The organism is Rhizobium sp. X9, assembly GCF_018873185.1.
GTDB classification, from domain to species: Bacteria; Pseudomonadota; Alphaproteobacteria; order Rhizobiales; family Rhizobiaceae; genus Agrobacterium; species Agrobacterium oryzihabitans.
Window position 1 is genome coordinate 317,842 of the sequence record NZ_CP071311.1, and the last position, 25,435, is coordinate 343,276.

Here is a 25,435-nt window from a genome sequence, read left to right on the forward strand (position 1 = left end):
CTCTGCTGCAATGCAGCAACAGAAGAAGCCCGGAAGGCAATTCCGGGTTTTTTCTATTCCCTTCCTGTCATGAACGTGTTACCAGCCCTCGCCAACTTCCAAGCAATCCTTGCAGGGCGCCGGGGTGAACTTTTCGTTCCGGAACGGCCACGCATTTTCATTATGAAGGAATTTGGTCATGGCACGCATCATTCAAACACCCACTGGTTTGGACGCTCTCACATTTGACGATGTGTTGCTGCAACCCGGACATTCCGAGGTTATGCCGGGACAGACGAATATCGCAACCCGCATTGCCCGCGATATCGATCTCAACCTTCCGATCCTCTCTTCCGCCATGGACACGGTCACGGAAGGCCGTCTTGCCATCGCCATGGCCCAGGCCGGCGGCATCGGCGTCATCCACCGTAACCTGACCCCCATCGAGCAGGCCGAAGAAGTCCGTCAGGTGAAGAAGTTCGAAAGCGGCATGGTCGTCAACCCGGTCACGATCGGCCCGGATGCGACGCTTGCAGAAGCGCAGGCCTTGATGAAGGCGCACGGCATTTCCGGTATTCCGGTGGTTGAAAACGGCGGTTCCGGCGGCCACAAGAACGGTCGCCTCGTCGGCATTCTGACCAACCGCGACGTGCGCTTCGCCTCCGATCCGCAGCAGAAGATCTATGAACTGATGACCCGCGAAAATCTGGTCACGGTCAAGGAAAGCAGCGTCGATCAGCAGGAAGCGCGCCGCCTGCTGCACAAGCACCGCATCGAAAAGCTGCTGGTGGTGGATGGGAAGGGCAATTGCGTCGGCCTCATCACCGTCAAGGACATCGAGAAGTCGCAGCTGAACCCGAATGCCACCAAGGATGCGCAGGGCCGCCTTCGCGCCGCCGCCGCCATCAGCGTCGGGGCCGATGCCATTGAGCGCGCCGAGCGCCTCATCGATGCCGGCGTCGACCTTCTGGTCGTCGATACCGCGCACGGCCATTCGCAGCGCGTGCTCGATGCCGTTTCGGTGGTCAAGAAGATGTCGAACTCGGTTCGCATCATTGCCGGCAATGTCGCCACCGCTGACGGCACCAAGGCGCTGATCGATGCCGGCGCTGACGGCGTCAAGGTCGGTATCGGCCCCGGTTCCATCTGCACCACCCGCATCGTCGCCGGCGTCGGCGTTCCGCAGCTTGCCGCGATCATGGCCTCGGTCGAAGTCGCCAATGCTGCAGACATTCCCGTTATCGCCGATGGCGGCATCAAGTTCTCGGGCGATCTGGCCAAGGCGATTGCCGCCGGTGCCTCCGCCGTCATGATCGGCTCGCTTTTGGCCGGCACGGATGAAAGCCCGGGTGAGGTGTTCCTCTATCAGGGCCGTTCTTTCAAGGCCTATCGCGGCATGGGTTCCGTTGGCGCCATGGCGCGCGGTTCCGCAGACCGTTATTTCCAGGCGGAAGTGCGCGACACGCTGAAGCTCGTTCCGGAAGGCATCGAAGGTCAGGTTCCCTACAAGGGACCCGTCTCCGGCGTTCTGCACCAGCTGGCCGGCGGCCTGAAGGCCGCCATGGGTTATGTCGGCGGCGGCACCATCAAGGAATTCCAGGAACGCGCCACCTTCGTGCGCATCTCCAGCGCCGGCCTGCGTGAAAGCCACGCCCACGACGTGACGATCACCCGTGAAAGCCCGAACTACCCCGGCGCAGTTTGATCTTTCGAGGCGAATCCGTAAAAGGATAGTGAGTATTTGGCGCTTCCCGATTCACGCCGGATCGGGGAGCGTTTTCATGATTGGAGGAGAAAGCATGTCACCGACGACCGCAATGTTCTGGCCGATGATCGCCCATGTCTTTCTCGTTTTCTGGCTCTACGGGCTGCTGCTCTACCGTCGCAAGAAATACACCTTCACGGATCGTGAATCGGCCATCCGGCTTCGCGACAAGAGCGAGGAAGCGCGGGAAAGCTATCTGGTGAACCGCAACATCGCCAACCAGTTCGAACTTCCCGTCCTGTTTCACATCGCCTGCCTGCTGCTTTACATCACCGATGCGGACAATATCGTCACCATCGTGCTGGCCTGGCTGTTCGTGCTCTCGCGCTACGCCCACTCCTATGTCCATGTCACCAGCAACCGCCTGCGTCATCGCGGCGCTTTGTTCGGCATCGGCTTTGTGCTTCTGCTCTGCCTCTGGGGCTGGCTCGCCATCTGGTTGGCTCTGGAATAAAACAGCACCGTCAGGTTGCCTCATAAGTGAGACAATCGCGCCTTTAAAATAACCCGATTTGCGATGGGTCAATTCCATGACGTCCCATCCCCGTTAATCTCTGCCTCGCCGTCAAGGATTTCAGGCGAGCAGAGATTGAGGAGTATGTCATGGCGAAAACAATGAAGGCAGCCGTCGTCCGCGCGTTTGGGAAACCGCTGACCATCGAGGAAGTGGCGATACCGGATCCAGGCCCCGGTGAAATTCTCATCAACTACAAGGCGACGGGCATTTGCCACACGGATCTGCACGCCGCAACGGGCGACTGGCCGGTGAAACCCAACCCGCCCTTCATCCCCGGCCATGAAGGCGTCGGTTATGTCGCGAAGATCGGCGCTGGCGTCACCGGGATCAAGGAGGGCGACCGCGCCGGTACGCCGTGGCTTTATACCGCCTGCGGATGCTGCATTCCCTGCCGCACCGGTTGGGAAACCCTATGCCCGAGCCAGAAGAATTCGGGTTATTCCGTCAATGGCAGCTTTGCCGAATATGGCCTTGCCGATCCGAAATTCGTCGGTCGCCTGCCGGATAATCTGGAATTCGGCCCCGCCGCACCCGTGCTTTGCGCCGGTGTCACCGTTTACAAGGGTCTCAAGGAAACCGAAGTGAGACCCGGTGAATGGGTGGTCATTTCAGGCATTGGCGGGCTTGGCCACATGGCCGTGCAATATGCCAAGGCCATGGGCATGCATGTCGTCGCTGCCGATATTTTCGACGACAAGCTAGAGCTTGCGAAGAAACTCGGAGCCGATGTCACCGTCAACGGCCGCGCGCCCGACGCGGTGGAGCAGGTGCAGAAAGCGACCGGCGGCGTCCATGGCGCGCTGGTGACGGCGGTGTCGCCCAAGGCCATGGAGCAGGCTTACGGTTTCCTGCGCTCCAAGGGCACCATGGCGCTTGTCGGCCTGCCGCCGGGCTTCATCTCCATTCCGGTGTTCGACACGGTGCTGAAGCGCATCACGGTGCGCGGCTCCATCGTCGGCACAAGGCAGGATCTGGAGGAAGCGCTGACCTTCGCCGGTGAAGGCAAGGTGGCCGCCCACTTCTCCTGGGACAAGCTCGAAAACATCAACGATATCTTCCACCGCATGGAAGAGGGCAAGATCGACGGCCGCATCGTCGTGGACCTCGCCGCCTGATGTGAAAACCTGGCCGCGGCGCTCACGCAAAAGTGTGGCGCCGCCTCCGCCCGCCTCGTTCCCCAAGGGGCGATCTGCGTTATCCTCCCTGGCACATCCGCGTTCAAGGAGGACAGGGCGATGGACAAGCCGAAGATTACGCAGGCCATGATCGACGCTTACGATGAATACACCCATCTCAGCCTCGACCGCCGCAAATTCATGGAAAAGCTCACGGTGCTTGCCGGGTCCGGCGCGGCTGCGGCGGCCATCGCGCCGCTCCTTTCGGCCAACAGCGCCCGTGCGGCCATCGTCGCGCCGGATGATGCGGCGATCGTCGCCGAAGATGTGACATATCCCGCCCCCGGCGGCGAGATGAAGGGATATCTTGTTACGCCGAAATCCGTTTCCGGCCCCATCGGCTCCGTCATCGTCATCCACGAGAACCGTGGCCTGAACGACCATATTCGCGATGTGGCAAGGCGTGTGGCGCTTGCCGGTTTCAGGGCGCTTGCGGTCGATTTCCTGTCGCCGCAGGGCGGCACGCCTGCGGACGAGGATAAGGCGCGGGAAATGTTCAGCGGCCTCGATATGGAGGCAACGGTCGCCAATGCCGAAGCGGGCCGGGTGTGGCTCGCGGCAAGGCAGGGTGCGAACGGCAAGGTCGGTGCGGTCGGTTTCTGCTGGGGCGGCGGGCTGGTCAACCGTTTCGCCACGAAATCGGCGGGCCTGAATGCCGGCGTCGCCTATTACGGCCAGCAGGCCCCGGCGGCCGATGTGCCTGCCATCAAGGCGCCGCTGCTCTTGCACTATGCGGGTCTCGACGAGCGCATCAATGCCGGCATCGATGCCTATAAGAAGGCGCTGGAAGACAACGGCAAGACCTTCGAAATCTTCGTTTATGACGGCGTCAACCACGCCTTCAACAATGATACGTCTTCGGCGCGTTACGACAAGGCGGCTGCCGATCTCGCCTGGGGCCGGACGACGGAGTTCTTCAAGAAATATCTGGCGTGATGGGGTTTTTGAGGTGTGCATTGTCTGCGAACCGGAGGTGCGTGGGGCTTACCCCCCTCTGCCCTGCCGGGCATCTCCCCCTAAAGGGGGGAGATCGGCAGGAGGCGCTACCGCCACTTCATTCACAAATGTTGAGATGGGCGAGACCTAACCACGAGTCGATCTCCCCCCTTGAGGGGGAGATGCCCGGCAGGGCAGAGGGGGTGAAACCCCACACCCACCCTCGATCCGCTGATCTAAACGCCCCCAGCCCCACGCTTCAAATGCTCATCCAACCTTGGCATGATCTCCACAAAATTGCAGGGCAAGTGGCGATAATCGAGCTGAGCCTTGAGAATCCCATCCCACGCATCCTTGCATGCACCCGGCGAGCCCGGCAGCACGAAGATGAAGGTCGCGTTCGCCACGCCGCCGGTTGCGCGTGACTGGATGGTGGCGGTGCCGATCTTGTCATAGGAGATGCGGTGGAAGAGGGCGGAAAACCCGTCCATGCGCTTTTCGAACAGCGGTTCCAGCGCTTCCGGCGTCACGTCGCGGCCGGTAAAACCGGTCCCGCCGGTGGTGATCACCACATCCACGCCTTCAGAGAGCGTCCAGTCGCGCACGGTGCCGGCAATCGCTGCCCTGTCATCAGGCACGATGGCGCGCGCCGCGAGCCTGTGGCCCGCTTCCTCCAGCCTTGCGACGAGCGTATCGCCGGATTTGTCATTCTCCAGCGTGCGGCTGTCCGAAACGGTCAGGACCGCAATGCCGAGGGGAATGAAGGGTCTTTCGCCTGCCATGGTCTTGTCCTCGAATTGGCCGTTCCTGAATAAACGTCCGGTCCTCAAATGGTCCGCGTCGCCTGAAAATACCAGCCGGGATGTCTCTCCCGAAGCGATGTTTCCGCTTTTTGGGCGGCCTCGAAGGAATGAAAAATCCCGAAACAGGTCGCGCCCGAACCGGACATGCGCACAAGGCCAGCATCTTCCTGCGACAGCATTCCGGCGATTTCGCCGATTTCGGGCAGCAGCGCCTGCGCGGGCGGTTGCAGATCATTGCGGCTTTGCGCAAGAAAATCCATCCAGCCGCCTGTTTTCCGCTCCGGCAACGGCGGATTGGCCTTGTTCTGCAATCGCCGGAAAATCTCCGGCGTCGAGACGGCCTTCAGAGGATTGGCAAGCACCAGAAAGAGTGCCGGCAGGTCCGAGATCGGCTCTATATCCTCGCCGATGCCCCGCGCGATGAGGGAACGGCTTTCAAGGCACATCGGCACATCCGCACCAAGTGTAAGCGCGAGGGAGGCGAGCCTTTGCGGATCGATGCCCGCATGCCAGTGACGCAACAGCCCCCGAAGGGTCGCGGCCGCATCCGCCGAGCCGCCGCCGATGCCGGAAGCGACCGGCAGGCTTTTTTCGAGATGAATGGCGACCGGCCGGGCCGGCTGGCCTGTTGACACGAGAGCGTCGCGTAGCAGGTCTCGGGCGCGGGTGACGAGATTGTCGCCACCATCGCCAGCGCGCAAAAGATCGCCGAAGGGGCCGGAGATGGAGAAACTGTCGGCATCGGCGTCGCGAATGCGAATGACGTCGCCGGCTACCGTAAATGTCACCAGCGTTTCGAGCAAATGGTATCCATCCGCCCGCTGGCCGGTCACATGCAGCGCCAGATTGATCTTGGCCGGGGCCGCCTCGATTGTCTCGGTGGCCTCGGAAACATCATGCACGCGCATGCCGCGTCAGGATTTCTTGTCCGGAGTGGCGGCCGGTGCCGGAGCCGGAGGAGCAGGCGGGGGCGGCGCCACTTCCTTCTTGGCGGTGTTTTCGGCATCCTTTTCCAGGGGCGGCAGGCCGTTGGCGATCTTTTCGTTCACCTTGGCCTTGTCCACATCGTCGCTGTCGCCGATCAAAGCGCGGTTCCACTGATAGACCGCCTCGATCTTGCGGCCGACGCGCCAGTAGGCATCACCCAGATGGTCGTTGATCGTCGGATCGCCGGCCTTGAGTTCGATGGCCCGCTCCAGCTCGGTCACGGCTTCGTCGAAAGCGCCGAGGCGATAATGCGCCCAGCCAAGCGAGTCGACGATGTAACCGTCATTCGGGCGAAGCTCGACGGCGCGGCTGATCATCTTCATGCCGTCATCGAGGTTGATGCCTTTGTCCACCCAGGAATAACCGAGATAGTTCAGCACCTGCGGCTGCTCGGGGTTCAATTCCAATGCCCGCTTGAAATTCGGCTCGGCCTTGTCCCATTCCTTCAGCCGCTCATAGGCGATGCCGCGCTGGAAGAACACCGACCAGTCGGATTTCTGCGGCACGGCACCGATCACCTCGATGGCCTTGTCGTAGTTTTCGGCCATGGCGCGGTAGTCCTTGGCGTCCGACAGCACGCTGCCATAGGCGAGATAGGAACGGACGTCCTTCGGATCGGATTCGAGCAGGGATTTGAGATGCGTGCGCGCCTCGTCCACCTTGCCGGTCTGCGCAAGCGTCAATCCGAGCTGCAGCTCGGAGATGCGGTACATCGGCGAATCCTTCGGCACATCGCGGTAAAAGGCGATGGCGCGCTCCGGCTGCTTCATGGCTTCAGCAAGCCCGCCGAGAAGAATGAGCGTGTCCGGGCTCTTCTGATCGAGCGCGCGCGATGTCTGCAAATAAAGCGTGACGATTTCTTCGGCACCTTCGCGGTTCAAAGCACCAGCGATGGAGAACATGACGCTGGCGGCACCCTCCACGGCATTGGTGATCTGCTGCTCGGGCTTGTCACCACTTTCGATAGACTGACGAAGCGCTTTCAGCGGTGCGTAATTCGGTGCGAAAGTATCGCCGACCGCGATCGCATCAAGCGCCTTCTGCTTGTTGCCGGCGGAAGCTTCGAGCCGGGCAAGCGCCATCACGGCGCGCATATAGGTATCGGAAGCGGTTGCCCCGCCTTCGCGATCCGTCACCGCCTCGTTGAGGCTCTTGCGCGCGGCTTCGGTATTGCCGGCGACAAGGGCGATCGCTGCCGCATTGTATTTCTGGAAAATCGAGATCCAGCCGGGCCCCTTCATGTTGTTGACGAGGGCCAGCGCTTCCTTCGGCTTGCCGGAACCGGCGCGTGCCCAGGCGGTCAAAAGCGTGTTGACCATGCGGTCGAGATCGTTCGGGCCGGTATATTTCAGGATCTTCTCGGCCTTGGCGAAGTCCTTGTCCTTGATGGCGTCGAGACCGCGCACGATGGTCGTCACCCGTTCGACGGAGGTGTCATCCTTCATCGAATCGGCGATCTTGGCGCCGGCCTCGAAATTGCCGCTCAGAAGTTCGGCGATCATCAGCCGCTGGCGGATTTCCGAATTGGCCGGATCGAATTCCAGCGCCTTTTTGTAAAGCGAAATCGCGGTGGGATAATCCTGGTCGACGTCGGCATTGCGTCCGGCGAGGAAGGCGCCGGAGAAGGTGTTCACCTTGCCGGGATCGAACGTGACGGCCTTGTCTTCCGGTTTCGCCTTCGTTTCCGCAAAGCCGGGGCTGGCACCCGCGCCGATTGCGAGAGCGGCGGCAAGAGCCGCGCTGCAGAGAAGACGGAGTGCTGGTTTACGCCGCATGAGGGAACCTTTGCCTTTGTGCGAATGCACGGAAAAATCAGTTTCCATTGTTTGGTCACGATAGAATGGCTTTTTTGAAGCAACCCCGCAAGAAATTATGGCCCACGCCACAATCACGCCTTGCGGAGAAGCTGGCCCCAGACATCAGGCGGAATGGTCCTGTCCATCCGCTGTTTGCCCGGGCCTGGGCGTCAGTTGAGACGCTCGATGCAGAAGTCGATCACTTCCAGAAGCGCATTTTTCCACGGGCTCTCGGGCAGCGGTGCGAGCGCATCGCGGGCAATGGTGCCGTAATGCGTGGCACGGCCGATCGTATCGCCAAGACCATTGTACTTGGTGATCAGGCCCAGCGCCTTTTCGAGGTTCTCATCGCTGCTTTCGCCCTTTTCGATGGCGTTGCGCCAGAAGGCGCGCTCATCCTGCGTGCCGCGACGATAGGACAGGATGACCGGCAGCGTGATCTTGCCCTCGCGGAAATCGTCACCGGTATTCTTGCCGAGATCGGCGGACTTGCCGCCGTAGTCCAGCACGTCGTCGACGAGCTGGAAGGCGAGGCCGAGATTCATGCCGTAGGATTTCAGCGCGCTGCGGGTCGCCTTGTCGGTCTTCGCAACGATCGGGCCGACTTCCGCCGCCGCCGCGAAGAGGGCGGCCGTCTTGGCGCGAATCACATGAAGATAATCGTCTTCCGTCGTTTCCATGTTCTTGGCGACCGAAAGCTGCAGCACCTCACCCTCGGCGATGACCGAGGCAGCAGTGGACAGCACGTCGAGCGCATCGAGCGAGCCGACATCCACCATCATGCGGAAGGCCTGGCCGAGCAGGAAGTCGCCGACGAGAACGCTTGCCTGGTTGCCCCAGATGGTGCGGGCTGTGGATTTTCCACGGCGCAGGTCGCTCTCATCCACCACGTCGTCATGCAGAAGCGTCGCCGTGTGCATGAATTCCACGCTGGTGGCGAGCTTGATGTGGTGGTCGCCCTCGTAGCCGAACATCGAGGCCGAGGCGAGCGTCAGCATCGGCCGCAGGCGCTTGCCGCCCGACGAGATCAAATGGTTGGCCACCTCAGGTATCATCTGGACATCGGAACCGGCCTTGGAAAGGATAAGCTGGTTCACCCGTTCCATGTCGGGGCGGGTCAGGTCGACAAGCGGCTTGACGGATGCGAGTTTGTTTTTGCTTTCTTCAAGCGGTATGACGACGCCCAAGGGACAGGACTCCTGTTCGAATTTGAATTCGACAATAAAAACTGGCGCCTGTCGCGGCAAGGGGCGAATTGCCGCTAGCCATTCAAAAAGATGGGAATTTAGGGCTTATCCATGCGTGAACTGATCCGTACCAACGATGCCGTGCTTCTGTCCTTCGCCGAAAGCCTGATGAAGGACGCCGGGATCCACTGCCTCGTCGCCGATCAGGCGATGAGCATTCTGGAAGGGTCGCTCGGTCTTCTGCCCCGCCGGTTTCTGGTCGAAGAGGATCGTGCCGATCAGGCCCGCCGCATTCTCGTGGATGCCGGGCTGGGTGACGAGTTGCGCAACGAAGAGGCTTGACGAGACGGTGGGCGGCGATATTTCCGAAACCATTGATGCATTTCACCGGGGCCGGTTCCACATTCTCCAGCCGAAGGGCAGGGGGCACCGGGCCGGCATGGACGCCATGCTTCTGGCGTCATTGGTGGCTGATGAACGCGCCTGCCGGATCGCCGATCTCGGCGCCGGCGCGGGTGCGGCGGGCTTTGCGGTCGCAGCCCGGCTCGAAAAGGCTCAAGTGACGCTTTACGAGCGCTCGCCGGAAATGGCGGAATTTGCCCGCCGCAGTCTCGCATTGCCGGAAAACGCTGCCTTTTCCGGCCGTATCGACGTGCGCGAGGCCGATGTGACCCTGCGTGCCAAGGCGCGCATCGAAGCTGGTCTGCCGGACGGGTATTTCCACCACGTCATCATGAACCCGCCCTATAACGATGCGGGTGACCGCCGCACGCCCGATGCCCTGAAGGCCGAGGCCCACGCCATGACGGAGGGCCTGTTCGAGGACTGGATCAGGACCGCGGGCGCAATCATGGTTCCGGGTGGCCAGCTTTCCCTGATTTCACGGCCGCAATCGGTGGCGGAAATCATCGCTGCCTGCGGCAGCCGCTTCGGCGGCATGGAGATAACCCTCATCCATCCGCGCCCCGGGGAAGATGCGGTGCGCATGCTCGTCACGGCCATCAAGGGCTCGCGCGCGAAGCTATCGTTCCGGGCACCGCTCGTCATGCATGAGGCAGACAGCCACGCCTTCACGCCCCTCGTGGATGACCTGAACAATGGCCGCACCGCCTATCGCCGTAATGTAAAGGCAATCAGGCCCAGCCTATAAAATCGCGGTCCGCAGGCCGCAAACCATTGCGTTTTCCCGGGCGATACATACATGCCTGACCAACAGGCAATTGCTGCGAGGATTGAGTGGTGGGTTTTCTGAAGTATCTGGTACCGAAACGCTTTCGCAAAAAAGAACTCGTCATCCCGGTCGTGCGCATGCATGGCGCCATCATGGCGGGCGGCAACCAGTTTCGCCCCGCGCTCAATCTCGCCTCCTATGCGCCGCTGCTTGAAAAAGCCTTTGCCATCAAGGACGCGCCGGCCGTTGCCATTTCGCTTAACTCTCCCGGCGGCTCGCCGGTGCAGGCGCGGATGATCTATAATCGCATCCGTCAGCTTGCCGAGGAAAAGGAAAAGAAGGTCCTGATCTTCGTCGAAGACGTGGCTGCCTCCGGCGGCTACATGATCGCGCTTGCCGGCGACGAGATCATCGCCGACCCCACCTCCATCGTCGGTTCTATCGGCGTCGTTTCGGGCGGCTTCGGTTTTCCGGAAATGCTGCGGAAGATCGGTGTCGAGCGCCGCGTCTATACAGCCGGTGAGAACAAGGCGATCCTCGATCCCTTCCAGCCGGAAAAGGAAGGCGATATCGAATATCTGAAGTCGCTCCAGGTCGAAATCCACAATGTTTTCATCGACATGGTCAAGATGCGTCGCGGCTCGAAACTGAAGGACGAACCGACGTTGTTTTCGGGCCTGTTCTGGACCGGCATGCGCGGTCTCGACCTCGGCCTGATCGACGGGCTGGGCGACATGAGGGACATTCTGCGCCGCCGCTTCGGCGAAAAGGTCAAGCTTCAGCTCGTCACCGGTGGGCGCTCGCTGTTCGGTAAAAAGGTGCCAGGCGTCAATGCGGCGCTGGACGTCAATGCCGAAAGGCTGGCCGCAGGGGCCGTCTCGGGGCTTGCGGAGGTCGCCGAAGAAAAGGCATTGTGGTCGCGTTTCGGTCTATGATGTCGCAGGAATAGGGCCTTATGGCGCAGCTGATTACAATTCTTCTACTGGTGGTGGGATCGGTCATCCTCTACCGCCGCTTCGTTCGCGATGCCGAAAAGCTTTCGGCGAAATCGAAACAGCGCGAGAAAGAACGCGAGACCGGCGCCATTGGCACCCTGATCAAGGACCCGGAAACCGGCGAATATCGCGTGAAGCGCGAGGATGAGGCGTAAGGCGGCGCCTCCACGCATAAAACCTTGACCCTCAGGCGATGCCGTGGCACCAGTCCGCATCCGAAGTAAGTCTAGCTTACTTGTCCTCCTAACGCCGCGATGACTGCAATGACCGATATTCCAGACCATATGAACCCGAAGCGTTCCTTTCAGGCGCTCATCCTGACGCTCCACAATTACTGGGCCGATAAGGGCTGCGCGGTGCTGCAGCCCTACGATATGGAAGTGGGCGCGGGCACGTTTCATCCGGCGACGACGCTGCGTGCGCTCGGACCGAAGCCGTGGAAGGCCGCCTATGTGCAGCCGTCGCGCCGCCCGTCCGACGGTCGTTACGGGGAAAACCCCAACCGTCTGCAGCATTATTACCAATATCAGGTCATTCTGAAGCCCAACCCTTCCAACCTGCAGGAACTCTATCTCGGTTCGCTGAAGGCCATCGGTCTCGATCCGCTGCTGCACGATGTGCGCTTCGTTGAAGACGACTGGGAAAGCCCGACGCTCGGCGCCTGGGGTCTCGGCTGGGAATGCTGGTGCGACGGCATGGAAGTCTCGCAGTTTACTTATTTTCAGCAGGTCTGCGGCATCGAGTGCTCGCCGGTTGCGGGCGAGTTGACCTATGGTCTGGAGCGTCTCGCCATGTATGTTCAGGGCGTCGACAATGTCTACGACCTCAACTTCAACGGCCGCGAGGGCGAAGAGAAGATTTCTTATGGCGACGTCTTCCTGCAGGCCGAGCAGGAATATTCCCGTCATAATTTCGAATTTGCCGACACCGCCATGCTGCATCGCCATTTCATCGACGCCGAAAAGGAATGCCAGGCGCTTCTCGCCGCCGGCGCGCCCGGTGATGATGATAATCAGCGCCTGCACAAATGCGTGTTCCCGGCCTATGACCAGTGCATCAAGGCCAGCCACGTCTTCAACCTTCTGGATGCACGCGGCGTGATTTCGGTGACGGAACGCCAGAGCTATATCCTGCGTGTGCGCACGCTGGCGAAAGCGTGCGGCGAAGCCTTCCTGCTGACGGATGCGGGCGGGCTGAACTGGAACAGGGCCGCCTGATTTTTTAGCGGCGCACACTTGTCGGAAATTCTGGTGAATTTGAAAGGCCGTTCTTGACGGCCTTTTATTTTGTGTGGATTGGTAGTCTGAATATAGCGATGGGTTTAACCGTGAATAATATTCGAAATTTCTGTTTTTTATTTGTGCTTACACTCGGATGCATTCTCGGTAATGGCGTGGCTGCGGAAACGACAGAGTGGATGAGCGGCAAGGAAGCCTTTCCCCGTGCCGACAAGCTGCGCTCTTTCGGAATGATCGTCACCCGCATGGATTGCAAGGATAGTGGCCAGCGAACCCTTGATGTGGGCAGCGCGCTCGTTCGCATGCACTACACGCGCAACACTGAGATGCGCGACTGGGTTATAGACGGCTGGAACCACCTGCAAGAAAACAAGAACTATTGGGCCGAGCGCGGCTACAAGCTTGCCTCCCATACTCTTTTTGTACGCAAGACATCCGGCCTGAGATTGTATTGCACAGTCTTTTATAAATAACGGATGTTTGCTCCCCGCAGCGTGTCTCTGGCAAAAACGCAGAGAATGACCGAAGCCTCATGACTTTGCGGTAATGAGCGGCTATCGTGCGCGCAACGAAGCTGGGAATCGCAATTCATGTTCATCACGCTGGCAATCATCGCGGCAATCGCGCTTTATGTGGTCTTCATCTATAACGGCCTCGTCAAGGCACGGCAGATGAAGGAAGAGGCGTGGTCGGGCATCGATGTGCAGTTGAAGCGCCGCGCCGATCTCATCCCCAACCTCATCGAGACCGTGAAGGGGTATGCGGCGCATGAAAAGAGCACCTTCGAGGAAGTGATCGCCATGCGCAACCGGGCGCAGGCTGTGCCGGCTGGCGATGTCGAAGGCCGTGCCCAGGCGGAAGGCCTACTGTCGCAGGCGCTCGGCAAGCTCTTCGCGCTCGCCGAAGCCTATCCCGATCTCAAGGCCAACACCAATTTTCTGGAATTGCAGCGGTCGCTCGAAACCATCGAAGGCGAACTCCAGATGTCACGCCGTTATTACAACGGTGCTGCGCGCGATCTGAACGTCAAGGTGGAAAGCTTCCCGTCCAATCTGGTCGCCGGCCAGTTCGGTTTTTCCAAAGCGCCCTATTTCGAGATCGACAATCCGGCCGACCGCGCCGTGCCGACCGTGAAATTCTAAGACCACCGGTCCCCGGGTCAAAATCCTCCCGCCGACATTCCGATAGCCCGGCTTTCTGCCGCATTCTTTGACAAGACGACGATCATGATCGAATTGACCATCACCCCGCCCGGCCACCCGCTTTCCGGCAAGGTTGAGCCGCCCGGCTCCAAATCCATCACCAACCGCGCGCTTCTGCTGGCCGGCCTCGCCAAGGGCAAAAGCCGCCTGACTGGCGCGCTGAAAAGCGATGACACGCTTTATATGGCCGAAGCCCTGCGCGAGATGGGCGTGAAGGTAACCGAGCCGGATGCAACCACCTTCGTGGTAGAGGGCACAGGCGTGCTCCAACAGCCGGAAAAGCCGCTTTTCCTCGGCAATGCCGGTACCGCCACACGGTTCCTGACCGCGGCTGCGGCACTGGTGGATGGCGCGGTCATCATCGATGGCGACGAGCATATGCGCAAACGTCCGATCATGCCGCTGGTGGAGGCCCTGCGTTCGCTCGGCGTCGAGGCGGAAGCGCCGACCGGCTGCCCGCCCGTCACCGTTTGTGGCAAGGGCACGGGTTTCCCGAAGGGCAGCGTCACCATCGACGCCAATCTTTCCAGCCAATATGTGTCGGCACTTCTGATGGCTGCTGCCTGCGGCGACAAGCCTGTCGATATCATCCTCAAGGGCGAGGAAATAGGCGCGAAGGGCTATATCGATCTCACCACATCAGCCATGGAAGCCTTCGGCGCGAAGGTGGAGCGGGTCAGCAACGCCATCTGGCGCGTGCATCCGACCGGCTATACGGCGACCGATTTTCACATCGAACCGGATGCTTCCGCCGCTACCTATCTCTGGGGCGCGGAGCTTCTCACCGGCGGTGCGATCGACATCGGCACGCCCGCCGACAGGTTCACCCAGCCGGATGCCAAGGCCTATGATGTCATGGCCAAGTTTCCGCATCTGCCCGCCGAAATCGACGGTTCCCAGATGCAGGACGCCATTCCGACCATCGCGGTTCTTGCCGCCTTCAACGAGACGCCGGTGCGTTTCGTCGGTATCGCCAACCTGCGCGTCAAGGAATGCGACCGCATCCGTGCCGTCTCGCTCGGCCTCAACGAAATCCGCGACGGTCTGGCGCATGAGGAAGGTGACGACCTGATCGTGCATGCCGATCCGTCGCTCGCAGGCCAGACGGTCGATGCCTCCATCGATACCTTTGCCGACCACCGCATCGCCATGAGCTTTGCGCTTGCGGCGCTGAAGATCGGCGGCATCGCCATCCAGAACCCGGCCTGCGTGGCCAAGACCTACCCGGCTTACTGGAAAGAGCTCGCCTCACTCGGCGTCGAGTACACGGAAAAGGAAAGCGCTGCCGAGCCGCAGCATTAGAAGAACGGTATTGGTTTTCCGTCATTCCGGCCTTGAGCCGGAATCCAGCGCGATCAAGTCCTTGATCGCGCGAGACTCTTCAAGCCGCGCAGACGCGCGGCTGCTGGATACCGGGTCTAGCCCGGTATGACGGAATGACCGTGCTGCGCATCATCACTTGAAACCGGAAACGCTCCATTCCCTTAAGGATAACCGCCCGTGAAGACCATCGCCGCAAGACTTCTAGCGTTGTTCGTCTTCCTGGGCGCGGCCTTCCCGGCCTTCGCGGAGGAATTCATCCGCTCATACCATTCCGTCATCGAGGTGGCGGCGGATGGTAAGCTGACGGTGACGGAAACCATCACCGCCCGCGCCGAAGGGCAGAATATCAAACGCGGCATCTTTCGCGATTTTCCGCTTTATGCGCTGGATGCGAATAACCGCCGTACCAAGGTGGATTTCAACGTCGTTTCGGTGGAGCGCGATGGCGCGCCGGAAAACTGGCGCACCGAGAATATCGATGGCGGCATCCGCATCTATACCGGCAGCGCCGAGCGTTTTCTGCCGACCGGTGAGCATATCTTCCAGATCACCTACACCACCGCCCGGCAGATCCGTTATTTCAGCGATTATGACGAGCTGACCTGGAATGTCACCGGCAATGGCTGGCAATTCCCCATGGGCGAGATTTCCGCCACCGTGGTTTTGCCTGATGGCGTTAAGGCGACAGATACTAACATCTTCACCGGACCACTCGGTGCAAAAGGCAAGGACGCCCGCGTCCTCAGCGAAGGCAACGAGGTGTTCTTCGCCTCCACCCGCCCATTTACGGTGGGGGAGGGCATGACGATTGCCGTGAAGCTGCCGAAGGGCGCCATCGCCGCTCCTGACACTTCGCAGGAGGCGGGCTGGTGGCTGCGGGATAATCTCGCCATCCTGCTTTCGGGCGGCGGGCTTTTCGCCGTGCTGCTTTATTACCTGCGGGCGTGGTTCGCGGTGGGCCGTGATCCGGCGAAGGGCGTGGTCGTGCCGCGCTGGGATGCGCCGGAGGGGCTTTCTCCGGCTTTGGTCAATTATGTCGATAACCGCGGTTTTTCTGGCGCGGGCTGGACGGCACTATCCGCCTCAGCACTTGATCTCGCGGTCAAAGGCTATGTCGTTCTGGAAGATCTGAAGAATTCCATCGTCATCCGCCGCACGGAGAAGACAACCGCCGCCGATCTGCCGACCGGCCAGAAGACGCTGCTTTCCTCCATCGGCGGCCCTGGCAAGACGCTCACCATCGACAAGGCCCATGGAGCGGAAGTCGAAAAGGTGGGCAAGCAGTTTCGCGCGGCGATCGAGAAGGAACATCGCGGCAAATATTACCGAAGCAATGCCGGTTTCACCGTTTTCGGCATCTTCCTCAGCATCGCCATCATCGTCGCGACGCTGGTCTTCGGCGACCTCGATGAAAGCGCTATCGCCGCCGTCCTCGTCTTCGGCTTTTTCGCCTTCTTCTTCAGCATCCTGTCGATCGGCATTGGCCGGCAGTTTTCGCGTGGTGCGCCGCTGCGCAAACGGATCGGCGGCATCGTCATGCTGGCCTTTGCCGGTTTCGTGGCTTTCTCAGCCATCGGCGGCATCGCAACGCAAATACTGCTGGATGTGACGCATGACACCAAGTCGCTGGCGCTGGCCGCCATTGGCGGCATCGTGCTCACCAACGCGCTTTTTCTGTTCCTGATGGGGGCGCCGACGCCGCTCGGCCGCAAGCTGATGGATGGCATCGAAGGTCTCAGAACCTATCTGACGCTGGCGGAAAAAGACCGGATGAACATGGTGGATGCACCCGCCATGTCGCCGCAGCATTTCGAGACATTGTTGCCCTATGCCGTCGCGCTCGGCGTCGAAAAACCGTGGAGCCGCACCTTCGAAACGTGGCTTGCGACCGCCGCTGCCGGTGCCGCCGCGGCAAGTTATGCGCCGGGCTGGTATTTGGGCAGCAATTACGGCAGCTTCGGAGACAGGATCGGCGGGTTCTCGACCTCCATGGCGAGCACCATCGCCTCCACCATTCCCCAGCCCGTCAGCTCCTCCGGTTCCAGTTTTTCAGGCGGTGGCGGCGGCGGTTTTTCCGGCTCCGGCGGCGGCGGCGGTGGTGGTGGCGGCTGGTAACGCCCGCCAGCCGTAATTTAACCGATTGCCTTGGTGACTTTTGCCGCGTTGCTTGCTAAGCCGACCGCAATCGCCCGACAACAGATAAAGTCCTGATCCCATGCCTGATCTTCTGCTTGAACTCCGCTCCGAGGAAATCCCCGCCCGCCCGTCCGCCCGCAGTGCCGAAGGCGTGAGGACGGGCAGAACGGAAAATGGCAAGTGGGCGAAGGAGTACTGACATGCCCGATCTTCTGCTTGAACTTCGCTCCGAGGAAATCCCCGCCCGCATGCAGCGCAAGGCGGCGGGCGATCTGAAGAAACTCGTCACCGACGCGCTTGTGGAGAGAGGACTGACCTATGAGGGTGCGCGCGAATATTGGACGCCGCGCCGCCTGACGCTGGATATTCGCGGCCTCAACGCCCGTTCTGCCGATGTGCGCGAAGAAAAGAAGGGTCCGCGCACCGATGCCAATGAAAAGGCCATTGAGGGCTTTCTGCGCGGTGCGGGCCTGAGCGATATTTCGCAGGCGGAAGTCGTTTCCGATCCGAAGAAGGGCGATTTCTATATCGCCATCGTCAACAAGCCCGGCCGTCCGGCGGAAGAGATCATCGCCGAGGTGATGCCCGGCATCATCCGCTCCTTCCCCTGGCCGAAATCCATGCGCTCCGGCCCGGCCTCCATGCCGAAGGGTTCGAGCTATGCCGGCATTGAAGGCAAGGGATCGGAGAGCCTGCGCTGGGTGCGCCCGCTGCAATCCATCGTCTGCCTGTTCGGCCCCGAACATGACGAAACGCAGGTCATTCCTTTCGTGATCGACGGCATTGTCGCCGGCAACGTCACCTATGGCCACCGGTTCCATGCGCCCGGCCCGATAACGGTGCGCCGTTTCGAGGATTACGTATCGAGCCTTGAAAAGGCGAAGGTCATTCTCGATGCCGACCGCCGCAAGGATATCATCCTGCACGATGCCAAGGACCTCGCTTTCGCCAACGGCCTTGAACTGGTGGAAGACGAAGGCTTGCTTGAAGAAGTCTCCGGCCTCGTCGAATGGCCGCAGGTGCTGATGGGCACCTTCGAGGAAGATTATCTGCAGATTCCGGCGGAAATCATCCGTCTCACCATCAAGACCAACCAGAAGTGTTTCGTCACCCGCAATCAGGGCGCGGAAGAGGGTCTTTCCAACCGCTTCATCCTGATCTCGAACATCGAGGCAAGCGACGGCGGCAAGGAAATCATCCACGGCAACGGCAAGGTCGTTCGCGCCCGCCTGTCGGATGCCCGCCATTTCTGGAACCGCGACCAGGGCGATCTGCCAGATCTGGAAACGCTCAAAGGTTCGGCTGCAAAATTCGGCCTCGATCTCAAAAAGCCGCTCGACCAGCGCATGGCCAAGCTCGATGCGCTGAACGTGACCTTCCATGCCAAGCTCGGCACGCAGGGAGAGCGCGTGGCGCGTATCCGCGAACTGGCCAAGGCTCTGGCCCACGTCGTTGGTGCCGATGCTGCTCTGGTGGATCGCGCCGTGGTGCTGGCGAAAGCCGACCTGCGCACCGAAGCCGTCGGCGAATTCCCCGAGCTTCAGGGCCTGATGGGCCGCAAATATGCGGCGTTGCAGGGCGAGAACGAAAGCGTCGCGGCGGCCATCGAAGATCACTACAAGCCGCAGGGCCCCTCAGACCGCCTGCCGGCAGACAAGGTGGCCATCACGGTTGCTCTGGCAGACAAGCTCGACACCCTCGTCGGCTTCTGGGCGATTGATGAAAAGCCGACGGGTTCGAAGGACCCCTTCGCGCTGCGCCGCGCGGCGCTGGGCGTGGTGCGTATTCTGCTTGAGAAAAACGTACGTCTGCCGCTTTTGAGCGTCGTGAAAGACCCGGATCTTCTCTCCTTCTTCCATGATCGCCTGAAGGTCTACCTTCGCGACCTCGGCGCCCGTTACGATCTGATTGAGGCTGTTCTCACACCGGATTCCGATGATCTGCTGATGATCGCCCGCCGTGTTGAGGCGCTCACCGCCTTCATCACCGGTGAGGATGGCAAGAACCTTCTGGCTGGCACCAAACGCGCCACACAGCTTCTGGCCGCCGAGGAAAAGAAGGGCACCGTGGTCGCTGATGGTGTTTCGGAAGAGCTGCTGAAGCTTGATGCCGAAAAGGCGCTTTATGCGGCGATCAAGATGGCTTCCGCCGATGCCGCAAAGGCGGTCGAAGCGGAAGATTTCCGCTCCGCCATGCAGGCGCTTTCGACGCTGCGCGCGCCTGTCGACAAGTTCTTCGAGGATGTGCTTGTGAACGACGAGGACGGGGCCATCCGCGCAAACCGTCTGGCGCTGTTGAAGGCCATCCGCGAAGCTACGGGAACGGTTGCGGATTTTTCGAAGATTACCGGGTGAAGAGTTGCGGGGTAGCTGCGACGGTAGCGTGCGCGGTTCACCCCCCTCTGTCCTGCCGGACATCTCCCCCTCAAGGGGGGAGATCGGCAAGACGGTCGCTCCCCGCAAAATTTGCAACGTCGAAGATGATCGACATGTTGCTGCGATTCGATCTCCCCCCTTGAGGGGGAGATGTCCGGCAGGACAGAGGGGGGTAAGCTACGACCGCGACCCCCGCAGGATGATTTCCCAATGACCCACGCGCCCCCGAAAATCCTCATCAGCGCCTGCCTCCTCGGCCAGCCCGTCAGATATGACGGCAAGGGTAAACCCTTCTCCCACCCGGCGATAGACCGCTGGCGGCAGGAGGGCAGGCTGGTGACAATCTGTCCGGAAATGGCCGGCGGCATGCCCGTTCCGCGACCGCCGGCGGAAATCGAGAATGGCGCCTCCGGCCTCGATGTGCTGGAAGGCCGCGCCCGCGTGCTGGAAGTGACCGGCGGCGATGTCACGGCGGAATTTATCGCCGGCGCGGAAAAGGCGCTGGCCCTGGCGCAGACGCATGGTTGCACATACGCGCTGCTGATAGACGGCAGCCCGTCCTGCGGCTCGGTCGCGATCTATGACGGCTCGTTTTCCGGTGTCAAACACGCTGGCAATGGTGTCACCGCCGCCCTGTTGCAGCGGGAAGGTATTGCCGTCTACGCACCCTCCCGGATCAAGGACTTGGTCCTGGAGATTGGTCAATGATTGGCATGTTCGCCTCGGTTCCAAAGCGGCACGCGGAAGAGTTTGAAGCGGGTTTCTTCCGAAACCCGCTTCATTCTATGATACGACGCGCATCACAATTTTTCTGATGCCTTGAACGGTCGAAATGACGTCACAACCGTCATTCAGGCATCAGCGGCAACCGGCCTTGGTGCTTGCGCAATTGGTTCTGTTCATCGTCACATTGGCGAATTCATAACCATAGTCATGCTTTTTCGGGTCCGTTGCGGAGTCCACAACGGCAACGATAAGAACGGCCGCAAGGCCGGCGCCCCTCGCAGCGCCTATCCGGCTCGCCGAGGTCTTTGAGTAAGGCTGCACGGTGGCGACGCCCGTCTTGAAGCCCGGGGCATTGCACTGAATGCGGATCGGGCGTGATGCATAACCATAGTCCGGAACGGTGACCTGAGCCGGCGTCTTGACGGCGGCGCGATAGCCGTCGCTTTCCAGCGAGCAGGCAATGCCCTCCAGTTCCGTTCGGGTTGAGCTCACCGCATCCGGGTCCCGGCGGTGTTCATAGGTTCGCACAGTCACGACTTCCTGACCCTGAAGCTGCGGAACATCCTGCCCTGCGGCGCGCTGCGGCCCCAGAACATCGCCATTGGCGATGCTCTTGGCGGTCGGCGTCGCCACAACGCTCATCGCAATCGGCTTTCCTGTCTGGCAGGCGGAAAGAATTATGGCGCAGGCCGCAATAATTGAGTATTTAATAATAGAATATTTCATAAATATACCTAAATCTGCAATAATTTTAATTTGCACAATCTTGAATTGCTGCCAAATTGCAAGAGTATTTCAAAGAAATTCTGAAGATATATTTATATTTATGCGATCCGCATTTTCTGCGTGCCGGAAAAGCAAAGCGCCGGCTTTGCAGCCGGCGTTTTGAATGGCATTTCGCTGATCGGATTCTGGATCGCGTCACCCCGCCATGCGCATCTCTCGCGCCATGCCATGAAGCTGATGGCCGGAGGAGACACGGAAGCTGCGGATGAGGTTCAGCAGCTCTTCGGTATCCACGGCCAGCGCTTCCGCCGAAGCCGTGGTCTCTTCCGCCATGGCGGCATTGTGCTGGGTGGCGACGTCGAGCTGGTTCAGCGACGAGGAGATCGAGCGCAGCGTCGTGTCCTGCTCGGCCGCAGAATGGGCGATCTTGCTGACAATTTCGTTGGCGGATTTGATCTGGTCCGAGATGCGTTTCAGTGCATCGCCGGCCTCGCCGACGAGGCGCACGCCGTTTTCCACCTGAGCGGAAGAACGGGCGATCTGGTCCTTGATCTCCTTGGCGGCGGCGGCGGATTTCTGCGCCAGTTCGCGCACTTCCTGTGCCACCACGGCAAAGCCCTTGCCGGCTTCACCGGCGCGCGCGGCTTCCACACCGGCATTCAGCGCCAGAAGGTTGGTCTGGAAGGCGATGTCGTCGATCACGCCAATGATGTTAGAAATCTGATCGGAGGATTGTTCGATGCCGCTCATCGCCGCAATCGCTTCTTCCACCACCCGGTCGCTGCGTGTCGTTTCCGAACTGACGGTGGTGACGCGCTTGGCGGCGTCCGCAGCCCCTTCCGCCGTCTGGCGCACCGCAACCGTCAATTCATCGAGTGCGGCGGAGGTTTCTTCCAGATTGGCGGCCTGCTGTTCGGTGCGCTGCGAAAGCTCGTTCGAGGCCTTGCGGATTTCCTCCTTGGAGCCGCCAATGTCGATGCTCTTGGAATTCACCTTGGCCATGGCGGCATCGAGATGCGTTAGCGCTTCGTTGAAATTATCACGCAGCGCGGCGTAACGGCTACCGAGGTCGCCGCAACGCACCGTCAGATCGCCAGCTGCCAGCTTTTCGAGAGACTCGCCGATGGTGGCGACCACACGCGCCTGCAATTCGGCCTCGTCGCGCTGCATGTCGAGGTTGTTCTGACGCTCGGCATTCAGCTGCTGCTGCTGTTCTTCCTCGCGGCGCTGCATGGCGTGGCGCTCGCGCACCTTGTCCTGAAGCGAGGCGGTGGCCTTTGCCATCATGCCCACTTCGTTGGTCAGGCCGGTATGGGGAATGGTGAGCGAGACATTTTCATTGGCGACTTCGCCGAGCGCGCGGTGAATATCGCCAAGCGGTTTCGAAATGCCACGGATGACGTAGAAGGCGGCCGCCAGTGCGAGCACGAAGATGGCAGCGCCGATCGACAGCGCCTTCATCACCTCGCCGCGCACCTGCGCATTCAGATCGTCGATGTAGACGCCGGTCACGACCACCACCTGCCAGGGATCGAAGGCAAGGGCATAGGAGCTCTTGGCGTAATCATTGCCTTCCATGCCGGGCTTCGGACCGTAGAAATCCGTCTGGCCGCCGCCATTGCGGCCAAGCCGCACGAGCTCGTCACGATAGGCAAAGCCCTTGCTGTCCGGCTTGCCCTTGAAGTTCTCACCAACACGTTTGGCATCGGGATGGAACTTCATCGTCACGTCGTAATCGTAGCCGAACAGATAGCCATCAGGGGTGAACCGCATGGCGCTCACGGTGGCATAGGCCTGCTTCATGGCTTCGTCCCGCGAAAGCGTCCCGGCCTTTTCCTTGTCGTGGAAGGATTGCAGAATGGAAATGGCTGATTGCACCTGCGTCCGCAACATGCCGTAGCGTTCCTCATAGATCGCGTCGGTGGCGGATTTCAGCTGGTAAAACGTCGCAACGGAGAAGGCGGCCATCAGGGCCACGACGAGAACGATCAACTGACGGGAAATGGAAAGGTTCTTCATGGGCGCTCACAAGCGTTTGGCTTCGCGCGCCTTAAAAAAAGCCGCGCGCTGCCGAAGTTTCGGAAATGGGAATGGCGCCTGATGCGCGGGGAACAGCCTGAAAAGCGAGCGTCCGCCACAGGCCTGATGTCGTGCTGCATCGCACTATGAAATCACTTAGCGGCCAAAAATTTGAATAAATATTTAATTAGACAGAGCTTTATCAGCTCGATCGGCAGAATAGCGGTCGAAGAATTTATTATTCCCCGAATGGTTGCCGTGAATTGTGACGAATGCAGCGATGACGCGATTATTTGATATTTGTCATGAAAAAGTGCCGTTGCCGCCCGCCCGTCAATTACCGCGCAATTGAAAATCCGGGAATGTGGGTGCAGCAATGACTGCCGCGTTTGCAGGTGCTTGCGCGCTATCTACCGAAATTTCCTTGACGGCCGCGGTGGTCGTCGTCACGTCGATGCCGGCGGGTGTCGATGCCGTTTCGGCAGGATGCGCGGCGGGTTCGGCATCCTCATAGGTCGCGATTGCGGCGTCCGGGCTCTCGCCAGGCATCCATGCGGGGTTGGTGCTGACGAAGGTGACGGGAGCACCGCCCAGCCAGGCTTCGGTACGCACCAGCGTGCGTTTGCCATCGATTTCGCGCATTTCCATATGCTGCGTGCCGGGCTCGATGGAGGGAATGGCGTAACCCTGCGCCACGGTCTTGCCCTTCAGGGGCTGGCAACCACCGCAATCCAGACGCACGAAACTGCCATTGGCGACATGCACGCCATTGATATATTCGACGGAAGACGCCATCGCCGAGCCGCTGGCCAGCGCCACAATCGCTGTGAGAAGAAGACGACGCATCGAAAAACCCCCGAAATAACAGTGCTGCCTCTTGTTAGAGGCACAATGCACCATTCAATGTTGGGGCAAGTATTACCAATCTTTCCTTTCCATCAGGTCAGCAAACTTGGTAAAAATTGAACGAAATATTCCCGCCGACTACTCTGTCTGCTTCAGACCTCAGGCCTTTTCACGGGCCACGGCCTGCCAGCCGATATCGCGTCGGCAGAAGCCGTTTTCCCATTCTACCTTGTCGGTGAGAGCGTAGGCGCGCGCCTGCGCTTCGGTCACGTTCTTTCCGAAGGCGGTGACGTTCAGCACGCGTCCGCCCGTCGCCACCAGCTTGCCGTCCTTCAGCGCCGTCCCTGCATGGAACACCTTTGCCTCTTCGCTGGCATCGGGAATATGGGCAATCGGTGTGTTCTTGTCATAGGCGCCGGGATAACCCTTCGAGGCGAGAACGACAGTCAGCGCTGCATCGTCGCGCCATTCCGCTTCCACCTTGTCCAGCGTGCCGGTGGCGGTGGCATAGAGGATCGGCAGCAGATCGCTTTTCAGGCGCATCATCAGCACCTGGCATTCAGGATCGCCGAAACGCACATTGTATTCGATCAGCTCGGGGCCTTTCGCGGTGATCATCAGGCCGGCGAAAAACACGCCGGAAAAGGGATTGCCGTCCTTGGCCATGCCTGAAATCGTCGGTTCGATGATCTCCTTCATGGTGCGTTCCACCATGGCCGGCGTCATGACAGGGGCGGGGGAATAGGCGCCCATGCCACCGGTGTTCGGGCCGGTGTCTCCATCGCCCACACGCTTGTGGTCCTGCGCGGTGGCGAGCGCCAACGCCGTTTTGCCATCCGAAAGGCAGAAGAAGCTGGCTTCCTCGCCATCGAGAAAGGCTTCCACCACCACTTCCGCTCCGGCCGCGCCGAAAGCGCCGTCGAAACAGTCGTCGATGGCGGCAAGCGCTTCGGCCTCGGTCATCGCAACGGTCACGCCCTTGCCGGCGGCAAGACCGTCCGCCTTGATGACGATGGGGGCACCCTGTTCATGGACATACTGTCTGGCTGGCTCGGCCGCCTTGAAACGCTGGTAAGCGCCGGTCGGAATATCGTAGCGGGCGCAGAGATCCTTGGTGAACCCCTTGGAACCCTCAAGCTGGGCGGCTGCCTTCGAAGGGCCGAAGGTGGCGATACCAGCTGCACGCAGATCATCCGCCAGACCCGCAACCAGCGGCGCCTCCGGTCCGATGATGACGAAATCGATCGATTTTTCCTTGGTAAAGGCGATGACGGCGGCGTGGTCTTCCACGTCAAGCGAAACGAGTGTCGCGTGGTCGGCGATGCCGGGATTGCCGGGTGCGGCGTAAAACTCTTCAAGCAGGGGAGACTGGGCGATTTTCCATGCCAGCGCATGTTCGCGTCCGCCGGAACCGATCAACAGAACTTTCATGGTCAATACCCCTGCAAATTCGCCAGTAACCTTGTTTGAGCGGCGTTAAGGGCAGGGGGGCGAAAGGTCAAGGAGAAAGCGCCGTAAATGCCCGTCTTTCCC

Annotated in this window: 23 protein-coding genes; 15 read left to right on the plus strand and 8 right to left on the minus strand. The window is 60.4% G+C overall.

Going from position 1 to position 25,435, the window contains the following annotated elements:
- Window positions 1-178 precede the first annotated feature (178 nt).
- The 4 genes from guaB (at window position 179) to JZY08_RS01595 (ending at window position 4,372) form a co-directional block, all read left to right on the plus strand.
- On the plus strand, window positions 179-1,684 hold the full coding sequence (gene guaB / locus JZY08_RS01580; RefSeq protein ID WP_035241640.1) for an IMP dehydrogenase: 1,506 nt from the start codon (window positions 179-181) through the stop codon (window positions 1,682-1,684).
- A gap of 112 nt (window positions 1,685-1,796) precedes the next feature.
- Window positions 1,797-2,198, plus strand: a complete 402-nt coding sequence (locus JZY08_RS01585) for an MAPEG family protein (RefSeq protein ID WP_003493971.1) — start codon at window positions 1,797-1,799, stop codon at window positions 2,196-2,198.
- A gap of 149 nt (window positions 2,199-2,347) precedes the next feature.
- The gene (adhP, locus tag JZY08_RS01590) at window positions 2,348-3,376 is read left to right on the plus strand and encodes an alcohol dehydrogenase AdhP (RefSeq protein WP_003493972.1); all 1,029 of its coding nucleotides are present in this window, start codon (window positions 2,348-2,350) and stop codon (window positions 3,374-3,376) included.
- Between the two features lie 120 nt (window positions 3,377-3,496).
- On the plus strand, window positions 3,497-4,372 hold the full coding sequence (locus JZY08_RS01595; protein ID WP_216330745.1) for a dienelactone hydrolase family protein: 876 nt from the start codon (window positions 3,497-3,499) through the stop codon (window positions 4,370-4,372).
- Between the two features lie 236 nt (window positions 4,373-4,608).
- Here the strand turns inward: JZY08_RS01595 and moaB are convergent, their stop codons facing one another.
- The 4 genes from moaB to JZY08_RS01615 form a co-directional block, all read right to left on the minus strand.
- Window positions 4,609-5,154 carry a molybdenum cofactor biosynthesis protein B gene (gene moaB / locus JZY08_RS01600; RefSeq protein WP_080833534.1) on the minus strand — a complete coding sequence of 182 codons (546 nt, stop codon included), beginning with the start codon at window positions 5,152-5,154 and terminating at the stop codon, window positions 4,609-4,611.
- A gap of 44 nt (window positions 5,155-5,198) precedes the next feature.
- The gene (locus JZY08_RS01605) at window positions 5,199-6,083 is read right to left on the minus strand and encodes a 4-(cytidine 5'-diphospho)-2-C-methyl-D-erythritol kinase (protein WP_216330747.1); all 885 of its coding nucleotides are present in this window, start codon (window positions 6,081-6,083) and stop codon (window positions 5,199-5,201) included.
- A gap of 6 nt (window positions 6,084-6,089) precedes the next feature.
- A complete protein-coding gene (locus JZY08_RS01610; RefSeq protein WP_253204036.1) occupies window positions 6,090-7,937 on the minus strand; it encodes a tetratricopeptide repeat protein in 1,848 nt (615 codons plus the stop codon).
- Window positions 7,938-8,128: 191 nt separating this feature from the next.
- Window positions 8,129-9,145, minus strand: coding sequence for a polyprenyl synthetase family protein (locus tag JZY08_RS01615; protein WP_216330749.1), 1,017 nt, complete (start codon window positions 9,143-9,145; stop codon window positions 8,129-8,131).
- A gap of 111 nt (window positions 9,146-9,256) precedes the next feature.
- On the opposite strand from JZY08_RS01615, the gene JZY08_RS01620 reads away from it, so the two are divergent.
- The 11 genes from JZY08_RS01620 (at window position 9,257) to JZY08_RS01670 (ending at window position 20,293) form a co-directional block, all read left to right on the plus strand.
- Window positions 9,257-9,487 carry a DUF2007 domain-containing protein gene (locus JZY08_RS01620; protein ID WP_137037136.1) on the plus strand — a complete coding sequence of 77 codons (231 nt, stop codon included), beginning with the start codon at window positions 9,257-9,259 and terminating at the stop codon, window positions 9,485-9,487.
- Window positions 9,488-9,494: 7 nt separating this feature from the next.
- The gene (locus tag JZY08_RS01625; protein WP_216331484.1) at window positions 9,495-10,295 is read left to right on the plus strand and encodes a tRNA1(Val) (adenine(37)-N6)-methyltransferase; all 801 of its coding nucleotides are present in this window, start codon (window positions 9,495-9,497) and stop codon (window positions 10,293-10,295) included.
- 86 nt (window positions 10,296-10,381) lie between these two features.
- A complete protein-coding gene (locus JZY08_RS01630) occupies window positions 10,382-11,251 on the plus strand; it encodes a S49 family peptidase (RefSeq protein ID WP_216330750.1) in 870 nt (289 codons plus the stop codon).
- A gap of 20 nt (window positions 11,252-11,271) precedes the next feature.
- Window positions 11,272-11,466: an NfeD family protein gene (locus tag JZY08_RS01635; RefSeq protein ID WP_003493987.1), complete on the plus strand. Its 195-nt coding sequence runs from the start codon at window positions 11,272-11,274 to the stop codon at window positions 11,464-11,466.
- A 99-nt stretch (window positions 11,467-11,565) separates the two neighbouring features.
- A complete protein-coding gene (locus tag JZY08_RS01640) occupies window positions 11,566-12,528 on the plus strand; it encodes a glycine--tRNA ligase subunit alpha (protein ID WP_035241643.1) in 963 nt (320 codons plus the stop codon).
- Window positions 12,529-12,581: 53 nt separating this feature from the next.
- Window positions 12,582-13,022 (plus strand): hypothetical protein, encoded by a 441-nt coding sequence (locus JZY08_RS01645; protein WP_216330751.1) that lies wholly within the window; start codon window positions 12,582-12,584, stop codon window positions 13,020-13,022.
- 117 nt (window positions 13,023-13,139) lie between these two features.
- Complete coding sequence (locus JZY08_RS01650) at window positions 13,140-13,691, plus strand: LemA family protein (protein WP_137037139.1); 552 nt, start codon at window positions 13,140-13,142, stop codon at window positions 13,689-13,691.
- An 84-nt stretch (window positions 13,692-13,775) separates the two neighbouring features.
- A complete protein-coding gene (locus JZY08_RS01655; RefSeq protein ID WP_216330752.1) occupies window positions 13,776-15,053 on the plus strand; it encodes a 3-phosphoshikimate 1-carboxyvinyltransferase in 1,278 nt (425 codons plus the stop codon).
- A gap of 198 nt (window positions 15,054-15,251) precedes the next feature.
- A complete protein-coding gene (locus JZY08_RS01660; RefSeq protein WP_216330753.1) occupies window positions 15,252-17,189 on the plus strand; it encodes a DUF2207 domain-containing protein in 1,938 nt (645 codons plus the stop codon).
- A 221-nt stretch (window positions 17,190-17,410) separates the two neighbouring features.
- On the plus strand, window positions 17,411-19,564 hold the full coding sequence (glyS, locus tag JZY08_RS01665) for a glycine--tRNA ligase subunit beta (protein WP_216330755.1): 2,154 nt from the start codon (window positions 17,411-17,413) through the stop codon (window positions 19,562-19,564).
- A gap of 231 nt (window positions 19,565-19,795) precedes the next feature.
- Window positions 19,796-20,293 carry a DUF523 domain-containing protein gene (locus JZY08_RS01670; protein ID WP_216330757.1) on the plus strand — a complete coding sequence of 166 codons (498 nt, stop codon included), beginning with the start codon at window positions 19,796-19,798 and terminating at the stop codon, window positions 20,291-20,293.
- Between the two features lie 150 nt (window positions 20,294-20,443).
- On the opposite strand, the gene JZY08_RS01675 is transcribed toward JZY08_RS01670, so the two are convergent.
- The 4 genes from JZY08_RS01675 to purD all read right to left on the minus strand — a co-directional run bounded on the left by JZY08_RS01675 (window position 20,444) and on the right by purD (window position 25,333).
- A complete protein-coding gene (locus JZY08_RS01675) occupies window positions 20,444-20,953 on the minus strand; it encodes a hypothetical protein (RefSeq protein ID WP_216330759.1) in 510 nt (169 codons plus the stop codon).
- A gap of 279 nt (window positions 20,954-21,232) precedes the next feature.
- A complete protein-coding gene (locus JZY08_RS01680) occupies window positions 21,233-23,056 on the minus strand; it encodes a methyl-accepting chemotaxis protein (RefSeq protein WP_216330760.1) in 1,824 nt (607 codons plus the stop codon).
- A 333-nt stretch (window positions 23,057-23,389) separates the two neighbouring features.
- The gene (locus JZY08_RS01685) at window positions 23,390-23,902 is read right to left on the minus strand and encodes a plant virulence effector HPE1-like domain-containing protein (RefSeq protein ID WP_216330761.1); all 513 of its coding nucleotides are present in this window, start codon (window positions 23,900-23,902) and stop codon (window positions 23,390-23,392) included.
- 159 nt (window positions 23,903-24,061) lie between these two features.
- Window positions 24,062-25,333 carry a phosphoribosylamine--glycine ligase gene (purD, locus tag JZY08_RS01690; protein ID WP_216330762.1) on the minus strand — a complete coding sequence of 424 codons (1,272 nt, stop codon included), beginning with the start codon at window positions 25,331-25,333 and terminating at the stop codon, window positions 24,062-24,064.
- Window positions 25,334-25,435 lie beyond the last annotated feature (102 nt).